We start from the raw sequence: 9,764 nt of genomic DNA, 5'->3' as shown, positions 1-9,764 counted from the left end.
ACGTGCCGCGGATGAGGCGTCGTCGGCTGACCGACCTCCCACGGCTCACTCACCCCAGCCTCGCAGCGCTCCGTGCCGCACGCCGAGCGTCCCGCAGCCGCCGCAACTGCCGCACCTCCACCGGCATCGCAGCCTACGCGGTCGGGTCGTCGAGCAGCATGTTGACCCGCGCCCAGAACCGGGTTGGCGACAAACCGAACTCGGCAAGGGCACGCTCGTCACGCAAGGCGGCGTAGCGGTACGGGGTCGCGGCCAGAGTGAGGAGGTTGCGGTCGGTCTCGGACATGGGGGTGAGGCTAGGACGAGCCGCCGACAGTCAGCCGAGAAGTTCGCCCATCCTTCCCATCGCCGCACGGTGGATCTCCGGGTCCCCGTGGATGTAGTGCTTCTGCGTGATGATCACCTGGGAGTGCCCGAGGATCTCGGCGATGGTCTTGTCGGGCACGCCGGCCTCGCTCAGCAGCGATGCCGTGGTCGCCCGAGCCGCGTGCAGCGGGAGCATTGGCACCTCGGCGCGCTCGAGCAGTTGCCGCCACTCGTGCCAGTCTCGGCGCGGATCCTTCGGCTTGTCGGGCCCGAACACGAAGCCCTCGCGCTCAGTGACGGCCCGGAGCGCCGCAAGCACGGGCGCCACCATCGGAACGTCGCGCTCCGACGACTTGGACTTCAATGGCACAAGCTGGATGCCCTCGCCGCGGATCCGCTGTGCTGCACGACGGACCTGGATGACCTCGTTCGTGAAGTCGATGTCAGTCCAACGCAGCCCAAGCGCTTCGCCTTGTCGAAGGCCGGCCAGCAGCGCCACGGCCCACCGGGCTCGGCCCAACGGCTCATCGTCCATCTTGCGGAGTACGTCGAGGATCTTCTTCGCCTCCGGCAGCGTGAACTTGCCGTGCGAGCCCTTGCCGACCGGGGGTGCGTCGACCTTGGCGGCCGGATTGGATGCGATTCGGCCATCACGCTCGGCCACCACCAGGGCTCGTCGCAGGATCGCATGCACCTGCCGACGCGTCGCATCTGACTTCCCCTCGGCCTCCATGACGGAGTAGAGAGCGCGGACATGGTCAGGTCGCAGTTTGTCGAGCCGGCGCTTTCCGAGATGAGGGACGATCCACTTGTCGATGTAGGTCTGATAGGTGTTGAGCGTCGAGGGCCGGACCTTCTTGCCGGCGACCTCCGCCATCCAGTGCTTCATCCACGTCTCGACTGTGGCGTCGTCAGCCATGACGCCCTGGTCGATCTGCTTCTTGAGTGCGTTGAACTTCGGTCGCAGCTCCTTGAGGGTCTTCGCGGTGACGGTCTTGCGAACCCGCTTGCCGCCGACCCATCCGAGATCGACAACGCCGACCCAGCGACCATCAGACTCGCGCTGATAGACGCTCCCCTCGCCGCGCAGTCGGCGCTCTCCCATAGACTCTCCTTTGTCTGTAGCCAACATGACAGCCTACGTGGCGACATGTAGCCATACGACATAGTACCGAAAACCGCTTCTGACCTGCGGTTTCATGTGTACGGGCCCTTAGCTCAATTGGCAGAGCATCGGACTTTTAATCCGCGGGTTGTGGGTTCGAGTCCCACAGGGCCTACCGAACAGCCAGCCGGCCGGTAACCCGGCGGGGCCTGCGTCGTTGAGCCGACATGAGTCGCTCGCATCGCAGGCAGGCGACCCACCAGGCCGAGGGCCTGATGGGCCAGTGGCTCGCGCACCACGCGGGTGGCGAGCTCCCCGGGGTCGTCGAGACGCCGGCCCCCATCGACACGCTCCCCGAGCGTGAGCGTGACCTGGCCGACGGCCTGGTCGCCGACGCCGCTCCCGACCCGCGGCTGGTGACCATGGCCCGGGCCGGCGCCATCCTCGAGGCCTTCGCCGACGGCACGCTCGAGCCCGAGCGTCCGCCGGCGCCCGACGCCGTCGCAGCCGCGGCGGTCGTGCTCGACGCCTTCCACGAGGACCATCCCGACGACCGGCGCGAGCCCGAGACCAAGCCCGACCGAGAGCCGAAGCCCGAGCCGCGGCCGGCGGCCGGCGTACCGGCGACGCTGGAGTTCCGCGCCGGCCAGGTACGACGCCGCGTGCTGGCGCTGCTGATCCTGGCGAGCCTGGTGGCGACCGGCGGCGCGGTCTGGCTCGCCTCCCAGGCCCGCACCGGCGGCGCGGTCGGCGTCGCGGCCGGGCTGGCGCTGCTGACCGTGGGACTGTGGGTGGCGCGAGCGAGGAGCACCGCGGCCGTCGTGACCGTGGCCGACGGCCGGGTGGAGATCTACCGGGGCGGCACCCGGACGGTGTTCGACCTCGCCAGCCGGCGTACGCCGGTCGAGGTGGTCGGCACGCCCGGTCAGCGCGGCTGGCGGGTCGTCTTCCCTCGACGCAGCCTGGCGCCGTACGTCCTCGACGCCTCGATGGTCGACCCCGACGCGTTCACCCGCGTGGTGTCCTACTACCGCGAGACGGCCGCCTGATCGGGACCTAGGTCCCGGCCCGGATGCACCGAACGGCCGATACCGCCACTGCGGCCACGCTGCGTAACGTGCCGCCATGAACGACCTCTCGGGTTTCTCGGATCTCTCGCGCGAGCAGGCACCGCCGCTCCGCGTCACCTTCACACCGCGTACGACGGCCCGCGCGATGGTCGGCGTAGCGCTGGCCATCAGCGTCGTCGGCGCGCTGCTCGGCAGCCACCTGGCCTACCGCGAGCGCGACTCGACCACCCTCGGCATCGCCGTGACGCTGTGGGTGCTGGTCGGGATCGTGTGGGCGGTGCGCTCGGGCACCAGCGTGACCCGGATGTCGGTGCGGGGCGGCCATCTCGTCGTCCTCCACCGCGGCACGCGGCTCACCTTCGACCTCACCAGCCCGCTGACGCCGATCGAGGTCCACGGCAAGCCCGGCCGCGCCAGCTGGAAGGTGGTCTTCCGCCGTGGCGACATGAGCCCGTTCGTCATCGACCACACCATGGTCGACGGTCCGGAGTTCATGCGCGTGCTGCGCTACTACCGCCCCTCGGTGGCCGAGCCCGGCCGAGCCGCCTCGTAGCTCAGCTCACGCCGGCGTGTGGACGCCGCGCTCGCCGGCGTCGGTGAGCCGCGCCTCCTCGGCCGCGCGCTCCTCCAGCTCCCGGCGACGCTCCTCCTCCGCGGCCGCCCGCGCCGCGTCGTACTCCCCCGGCGGCGAGACCAGCGCCGACGCGCCGCCCTCCAGCCGCTCCAGCGCGGAGCGGGCGAAGATCTGCTGGATCGTGGTGGTGCGCTCCTGCCGGCCCCGGCCGAGGAACGAGATGAACCAGTGCAGCACCGCGGTGAGCCGGTTCTTGAAGCCGGTGATGTAGAAGAGGTGGACCGCCAGCCACATCAGCCAGGCGACGAAGCCCGACAGCTTCAGCTTGCCGACGCTCGCGACGGCGTTGAAGCGGCTGATGGTGGCCATCGAGCCCTTGTCGAAGTACTTGAACGGCCCCTGCGACGGCTTGCCCTTCTGGCGGCGGTCGATCTCCTTGGCGGCGTACTTCGCGCCCTGGATCGCCACCTGTGCGACGCCGGGGAGGTTGTCGAGGCTGATCATGTCGCCGACGACGAACACCTCGGGGTGCCCCGGCAGGGTGAGGTCGGGATTGACGCCGATCCGGCCGGCGCGGTCGAGCGGGGCACCGGTCTGCTCGGCGAGCAGCTTGCCGAGCGGCGAGGCCTGGACGCCGGCCGCCCAGATCTTGGTGACCGTCTCGATGCGCTCCGCGCGGCCGTCCTTGAACTTCCACTCCAGGCCGCGCTCGTCGACGTTGGTCACCATGGCACCGAGGACGACCTCGACGCCCATCTTCTCCAGCGCGCGCTGCGACTTCTCGCCCAGCTTCGCGCCGAACGGCGGCAGCACCTGCGGCGCCGCGTCGACCAGGATCACGCGTGCCTGCTGGGTGCTGATGTTGGTGAAGTCGCGCTTGAGCGTACGGCGGGCCAGCTCGGCGATCTGCCCGGCGAGCTCGACGCCTGTCGGACCGGCGCCGACCACCACGAACGTGAGCAGGTGGTCGAACGGCTCGCCGCGCTCGGCGGCCAGCTCGGCCAGCTCGAAGGAGCCGAAGATCCGGCCGCGCAGCTCCAGGGCGTCGTCGATGCTCTTCATGCCGGGCGCGAACTCGGCGAAGTGGTCGTTGCCGAAGTACGACTGGCCGGCACCGGCCGCGACGATGAGGGAGTCGTAGCTCAGCGTCGTGGTCCGGTTGAGGACCTGCGAGGTGACGGTGCGGGCCTCGAGGTCGATGTCGGTGACCTCGCCCAGCAGCACGGTGGCGTTCTTCTGCTTGTGCAGGATCTCCCGGGCCGGCGGCGCGATCTCGCCCTGGGACAGGATGCCGGTGGCGACCTGGTAGAGCAGCGGCTGGAAGAGGTGATGAGTGGTCTTGGCGACCATCGTGACCTCGACGTCGGCGCCCTTGAGCGCCTTGGCGCCGAAGAGCCCTCCGAAGCCCGAACCGATCACGACGACCCGATGCCGTGCCGACCCACTCGCTGTCATCCCCACACCTTCCGTGGTGCCTTTGAACGTTCAATGGCCATTCTCCCGCGCCCCCGCGGGGCCCGAGACAGCGGTACCCCCCACGGCGGCCTCACACCCCGGCGCCCACGGTGGCGCCCCATGGAGACCGGCAAATCCGCGTGTCCCCTGGTTTACAGGGACCGACCGGGGGTATACCGCTGCCGAGAGGTCGTAGACACGTGCTCGGGACCGTGCCTGCCCAACCTGCACCACCTGCTGGAGAGACCCGTTGCCGCTGAATCGACCGGCCATCACGCTGGGACCAGGACCACGTGGCGTGCAAGACGCACGCCACTGGGTCGTGGCGACCTGTCGTGACATCGATCGTGAGGACCTGGTCGACTGCGCCGAGCTCGGCGTCTCCGAGCTGGTCACCAACGCGATCCTGCACGGCGCCGACCCGATCCAGGTGCGCGTCCGCGGCACCCGCGAGCACCCGCGCGTCGAGGTCCGCGACGCCTCCTGCGAGCGGCCGGTGCTGCCGGGGCCGCTCGCGATCGAGCCCGACGACAGCCTGCTGCTGACCTTCGGGCGCGGGCTCTCGATCGTCGCCCGCAGCGCCGACGCGTGGGGCGCCGAGATCGAGGCGGACGGCAAGGTCGTCTGGTTCGCCCCCGCGCGGGAGTTCGCCGAGGACGAGGGCGTCGAGGGCATCATCAGCGTCACCACGCCCGAGGCGATGCTGCCCGCGCCGCCGCCGGAGGGCGCGGCGTACGTCGACGTCACCGTCCCCGACGTGCCGCTGGCGCTCTACGTCGGCTTCCAACACCACTTCCGCGAGCTGCGCCGCGAGGTGCGGCTGCTCTCGCTCGCCCACGGCGAGGCCTATCCCATCGCGACCCGGCTCTCCGACCTGTTCGCCGCGCTGGAGCTGGAGCTCGACGACGGCCTCGGCCTCAGCCAGTTCCAGGGTGCGCTGGCGGCCGGGGCGCTGAGCTCGGACATGACGGTGCGGATGCGTCGCTCCGCCGGTCCCACGCTGCAGCAGCTGCTCGACCTGCTCGACCTCGCCGACGCGTTCTGCCGCGACCAGCGGCTGCTCTCGCTGGCCCGCGGTCCGGAGCAGCGCGCCTTCCAGCAGTGGTTCCTCGGGGAGTACATCCGTCAGGCCCGCGGGCTGCCCGCCAGCCCGTGGCCGGCTCAGCCCGACCAGGAGGCACTCGCGCAGTAGCCTGGCGACTCGTGACGCCGACCGACCCCTTCCGTCCCCGGGCGGACCTGTCGGCGGTCATCGCGGTCGGCGGCGCGCTGGGCAGCCTCGGGCGCTGGGGCGTGGCGGAGCTGCTCCCCGACCGGGCCGCGGAGCTGCCCTGGTCGGTCCTGCTCGTCAACGTCACCGGGTCGTTGCTGCTCGGCGTGCTGGCGGCGCTCATGCTCACGGTGTGGCGCGACGTGCGCTACGTCCGGCCGTTCCTCGGGGTCGGGGTGCTGGGCGGCTACACCACCTTCTCGACGTACGCCCTCGACGGGCACGACCTGCTCGCCGCCGGCCGCCCGGCGGCCGCGCTGGCCTATCTCGCCGGGAGCGTCGTCGCCGGCCTGGTCGCCGTCGCGGTAGGCCTGTCGCTGACGTTGCGCGTCGTCGGTACGCCGGAGGCGGACTCGTGACCGCGCTGCTGGTGATGCTCGGGGGCGCCGTCGGGGCCTCCGCGCGCTACCTGACCGACCTGTGGGTGCAGGGCCACCACCGCAGCGGCTTCCCGTGGGGCACGTTCACCGTGAACGCCGCCGGGTCGCTGCTGCTGGGCCTGGTCGCCGGCTCGGCCGCACTGCCGCCCTGGGCGCTGACCCTGGTCGGCACCGGGTTCTGCGGCGCCCTCACGACGTTCTCGACCTTCTCGCTGGAGACCTACGTGCTGATGACCTCCGGGCGCCGGCTCGCCGTCGTCGGGAACGTCGCCGGATCGCTCGCCGTCGGTCTCGCCGCCGTGTCGCTGGGCTGGTGGCTCGCTCCGGGCACCTGACATCCGCAACCGATTCCCGGCGTGTCGGCGTGAGCCAGGTCAGGTGCCCGCGTCAGCCCGGGCGCCGGATCAGGCCCAGCCGAGCTCGTGCAGCCGCGCGTCGGAGATGCCGAAGTGGTGGGCGACCTCGTGGACCACGGTGATGCGGACCTCCTCGACCAGCTGCTCCTCGGTGTCGCACAGATCGAGCAACGGGCCCCGGAAGAGGAAGATCCGGTCGGGCAGCGCGCCGCCGTACTGCGTGTCGCGGTGCGTGAGAGCGATGCCGTCGTAGAGGCCGAGCAGGTCGTCGGGCTCGCCCTCCGGCGGCTCCTCCTCGACCAGCACCACGACGTTCGTGACCAGCCGCGCCAGCTCCTCGGGGATCGTGTCGATGGCGTCGTCGACGAGTTGGTCAAAGCGCTCGGGAGTCACGTCGATCGGCACAGGGCAACCCTAGGGCGACGCTGGGGCGACCCCAGGGCCCGACAGCCGGGCGTGCCCCGAGATGCAGCGGAAATGCAGCGAGCGGCCCAGGCTGCTGCCTGGACCGCTCGTCGCTGTGCGACCCCGACGGGACTCGAACCCGCGGCCTCCGCCGTGACAGGGCGGCGCGCTAACCAACTGCGCTACGGGGCCATTCGCCTCCCTTGCGGGAGCGGTGGAACTCTAACCCATCACCGGACGTCGTTCCCAATCGACGGCCGATCGCGCACCAGCGGCGCCCCTCGCCGCCGGTGCTCCGCGAGAACGCGCGCGACGGCAGCGGCCTGCTCCTCCAGCCACTGTTGCCGGTCGGCCACCACACTCGCGAACCGGGCCAGAGCGTGCTCCTGGTAGGCGGTGTGGACCGCGAGCGCCGTGCCGAGATAGTTGGTCTCCTGCTTGCAGCGCACGTCCTGGACCGCCGTGGCCCGCTCCTCGTCTGTGACGCCCTCGAGCACGTCGGGGTCACCGGTGACGAAGGCGGCCGACGCGGCGACGGGGTCGGTGTAGGAGTAGCCGCGCCCCTCCATGCAGGCAGCCCACGCCGCAGTGGCCGCGACCATGAGGGGGTCACGGTCCGGCTGGTAGCTGTCGAGGACACGCTGGATCGGGATCTCGACGTCGGCGCGCAGGATCCGCGCCGCCTCACCCCGGCAGCCGCCGCCGGGGCGGTCGAGGATCTCCCGCGGCGTCGGCGGCACCGCCGGGTCGGGATCGGGGCGGACACGCCGCGGCGTCGCGAGGGGATCGCGATACCCGTGCCGCGCGGCCGTGGCGAGGTCGGCAGCGCCCCAGGGCAGGTTGTCGTGGAGCGAGGGCTCGCCGATCAGCGCCTCGTCGTCACGGTAGGCGTGGCCGAGTCGACGTACGCACCTCGCGACGAGCAGCTCGGTCGCGGTCTCCCGGTCGTTGATCTGCTGCTGCGAGGGAACGACGGCGTGGAAGGGAAGCACCGCCCGGGGCAGCGACGCGATCGTCGGCACGGACGTGGCGACCCTCGGACGCGGCTCGTCCGGGCTGGCCTCCGACTGCCCGCCGCACGCGGCCGTCAGCAGCACGAGCCCGAGACCGACGACGCGGCGACGCAGGTCAGTCATGCGGATCGTCGTTCTCCGAGGCGATGCCGGTGCGGGTCTCACCTGTTAGATGTGCGAGCCATGGCCAGATCTAACGCAGCCGGACGCACGCGCGCCGTCAGCGGGGGACATCGGCCGCGTGCATCCAGCGGGCCTCGACCACCGCGGAGAACGAGGTCACCGCCGGCGGACGCAGCGCATACGACGGCGAGGGCGCGACCAGCACCAGCTCGTCGCCCAGGAAGGCACCCGTGGTGGGATCGGCGAAGACCACGATCTGGCTGACGCCGTCGTAGGACGGCGTCGTGAAGGCGACCGCCGCGCGGCCGACCCGGTCGGTGGTGCGGCCGAGATAGCGGACGCCGGGCTCCCGGGCCAGGGCACCCCACAGCGCGGCGTCGACGTCGGGTGGCACCACGTAGGAGCGGTGCAGGTCGATCATGTCGTTGACCAGGCAGGCCGCCGGCTGGTCATCGCAGAGGGCCGGGTCGTCGTCGCGGGCGAGCCGGGCGCGGACCCCGGCGGCGGTCGTCGGGAGTCCGGCGGCGTGGCGTGGACCCGGGTCGGGGCTCGGGAACGACTCGTCGCTGGTGACCGCGCCGCGGCTGAGGTCGACCGGCTCGTCGATCCGGCCGGCGGTGGTCAGCGGCACGCCCCGGCGCTCGACGACGCGCAGCGTGGCGTCGGGGAAGAAGTAGGAGTCGGTGTGCACCGGCGTCACCGTCGTCGCGGGTCGCGCGGGTCCGCCGGAGTCGACCGTCGCCGCCCACCACGCGTCGACGGACACGTGCTGCACCGCACCGGACCCCGCGGTCGGCTGTCCGGCCCGCAGCGAGGCGAGTCGCTCGAGCTCGGCCGCCGCCGGCCGCCCGGAGGCGGGCAGCCGGCCGTCCGGCGCGAGCTCGAAGGACAGCAGCGGAGGAGTCCCCGCCTGGGCGGCCGGCGCGGTCGGGTCACCCGGTCGCAGCACCAGCACCACCGAGATCGCGGCCGCGGTCGCGACCACGGCAGCGGTCGTGAGCGCCGTACGCCGCCGCCGCGGACTCCTCGACCGCAGCGGCCTCGGCGCCGACCGCTCGTCGCGCGGCGTGGCGACGATGGCCGCGAGCGAGCGCTCCATCCGCTCCTGCTGCCCGGGCAGCGGGGTCAGGTCACGCGGCTCGGCGCCTGAGCGGAGCAGCAGCTCGCGCAGCTCAGCGAGTTCCTTGTCGCCGTCCACGATCGACCTCCCTCCTCCACAGCAGCAGCGCCTTCTTCCTGGCCCGCCGCAGCCGCATGCTCACCGCCGCAGGCGCACAGCCGAGGATGAGGGCGATCTCGGAGACCTTGTAGCCGTCGACGACCAGGCCGAGAACGTCGGCATCGGTCAGCGACAGCGGCTTCGCCCAGTCGGGCCACTGCGCCGACACCACCTCCTCGGCAGGGTCAGCACCCGCCGGAGTCCCCGGGCTCTGCACCTGGGCGCGCGTGACGGCCTCGCTCCGGGCCGACTCGGCGCGCGCGGCGTTCCTCATGTGCCCGTCGAGGATGCGGAAGGCGAAGGCGTGCAGCGTGCGCCACTCGACGTCGTCCCTGGGCGCAGCGACGTTCTTGGTCCAGATCGTCAGCAGCGTGGTCGACGCCAGCTCCTCGGCCAGCTCGGGCGGGAAGCGGCGCTGCGCGTACCTGACCAGCTGCGGGTAGGCGGCACGGAAGAACTCCTCGAAGTCCGACGGCCCCACACCCGGT

The 9,764-nt window shown here is 71.8% G+C and carries 12 protein-coding genes and 2 tRNA genes; 6 read left to right on the top strand and 8 right to left on the bottom strand.

Annotated features, from left to right (window positions below):
- Nucleotides 1-133: 133 nt before the first annotated feature.
- Together VGE38_RS12805 and VGE38_RS12800 are read right to left on the bottom strand one after the other, a co-directional pair.
- Nucleotides 134-286, bottom strand: coding sequence for a DUF3263 domain-containing protein (locus tag VGE38_RS12805; protein WP_331142932.1), 153 nt, complete (start codon nt 284-286; stop codon nt 134-136).
- Nucleotides 287-316: 30 nt separating this feature from the next.
- Nucleotides 317-1,411, bottom strand: a complete 1,095-nt coding sequence (locus VGE38_RS12800) for a tyrosine-type recombinase/integrase (protein WP_331142931.1) — start codon at nt 1,409-1,411, stop codon at nt 317-319.
- 102 nt (nt 1,412-1,513) lie between these two features.
- On the opposite strand from VGE38_RS12800, the gene VGE38_RS12795 reads away from it, so the two are divergent.
- The 3 genes from VGE38_RS12795 (at nt 1,514) to VGE38_RS12785 (ending at nt 3,034) form a co-directional block, all read left to right on the top strand.
- A tRNA-Lys gene (locus tag VGE38_RS12795) sits at nt 1,514-1,586 on the top strand.
- Nucleotides 1,587-1,638: 52 nt separating this feature from the next.
- The gene (locus tag VGE38_RS12790) at nt 1,639-2,460 is read left to right on the top strand and encodes a hypothetical protein (protein ID WP_331142930.1); all 822 of its coding nucleotides are present in this window, start codon (nt 1,639-1,641) and stop codon (nt 2,458-2,460) included.
- Between the two features lie 76 nt (nt 2,461-2,536).
- Nucleotides 2,537-3,034 carry a hypothetical protein gene (locus VGE38_RS12785; RefSeq protein ID WP_331142929.1) on the top strand — a complete coding sequence of 166 codons (498 nt, stop codon included), beginning with the start codon at nt 2,537-2,539 and terminating at the stop codon, nt 3,032-3,034.
- A gap of 6 nt (nt 3,035-3,040) precedes the next feature.
- On the opposite strand, the gene VGE38_RS12780 is transcribed toward VGE38_RS12785, so the two are convergent.
- Nucleotides 3,041-4,510, bottom strand: coding sequence for an NAD(P)/FAD-dependent oxidoreductase (locus tag VGE38_RS12780; RefSeq protein WP_331142928.1), 1,470 nt, complete (start codon nt 4,508-4,510; stop codon nt 3,041-3,043).
- Between the two features lie 298 nt (nt 4,511-4,808).
- Between VGE38_RS12780 and VGE38_RS12775 the strand changes: the two genes are divergently transcribed.
- Genes VGE38_RS12775 through crcB (VGE38_RS12765) form a run of 3 tightly spaced genes read left to right on the top strand, consistent with a single transcriptional unit; the run spans nt 4,809 to nt 6,495 of the window.
- Nucleotides 4,809-5,702, top strand: coding sequence for an ATP-binding protein (locus tag VGE38_RS12775; protein WP_331142927.1), 894 nt, complete (start codon nt 4,809-4,811; stop codon nt 5,700-5,702).
- Between the two features lie 11 nt (nt 5,703-5,713).
- Complete coding sequence (gene crcB / locus VGE38_RS12770) at nt 5,714-6,139, top strand: fluoride efflux transporter CrcB (RefSeq protein WP_331142926.1); 426 nt, start codon at nt 5,714-5,716, stop codon at nt 6,137-6,139.
- The gene (gene crcB / locus VGE38_RS12765; protein ID WP_331142925.1) at nt 6,136-6,495 is read left to right on the top strand and encodes a fluoride efflux transporter CrcB; all 360 of its coding nucleotides are present in this window, start codon (nt 6,136-6,138) and stop codon (nt 6,493-6,495) included. Before crcB (VGE38_RS12770) ends, crcB (VGE38_RS12765) begins: the two co-directional genes overlap by 4 nt.
- Before the next feature lie 69 nt (nt 6,496-6,564).
- On the opposite strand, the gene VGE38_RS12760 is transcribed toward crcB (VGE38_RS12765), so the two are convergent.
- From VGE38_RS12760 to VGE38_RS12740, 5 genes are all read right to left on the bottom strand, one after another.
- Nucleotides 6,565-6,921: a metallopeptidase family protein gene (locus tag VGE38_RS12760; RefSeq protein ID WP_331142924.1), complete on the bottom strand. Its 357-nt coding sequence runs from the start codon at nt 6,919-6,921 to the stop codon at nt 6,565-6,567.
- A gap of 118 nt (nt 6,922-7,039) precedes the next feature.
- Nucleotides 7,040-7,113, bottom strand: a tRNA-Asp gene (locus VGE38_RS12755).
- Nucleotides 7,114-7,151: 38 nt separating this feature from the next.
- Nucleotides 7,152-8,057 carry a hypothetical protein gene (locus tag VGE38_RS12750; protein ID WP_331142923.1) on the bottom strand — a complete coding sequence of 302 codons (906 nt, stop codon included), beginning with the start codon at nt 8,055-8,057 and terminating at the stop codon, nt 7,152-7,154.
- 97 nt (nt 8,058-8,154) lie between these two features.
- Nucleotides 8,155-9,255: a CU044_5270 family protein gene (locus VGE38_RS12745; protein WP_331142922.1), complete on the bottom strand. Its 1,101-nt coding sequence runs from the start codon at nt 9,253-9,255 to the stop codon at nt 8,155-8,157.
- Nucleotides 9,230-9,757, bottom strand: coding sequence for an RNA polymerase sigma factor (locus tag VGE38_RS12740; RefSeq protein ID WP_331142921.1), 528 nt, complete (start codon nt 9,755-9,757; stop codon nt 9,230-9,232). Before VGE38_RS12740 ends, VGE38_RS12745 begins: the two co-directional genes overlap by 26 nt.
- Between the last annotated feature and the right edge of the window lie 7 nt (nt 9,758-9,764).

It is taken from the genome of Nocardioides sp., from assembly GCF_036405735.1.
GTDB lineage: Bacteria > Actinomycetota > Actinomycetes > Propionibacteriales > Nocardioidaceae > Nocardioides.
This window is presented reverse-complemented; position numbering and strand designations above follow the sequence as displayed.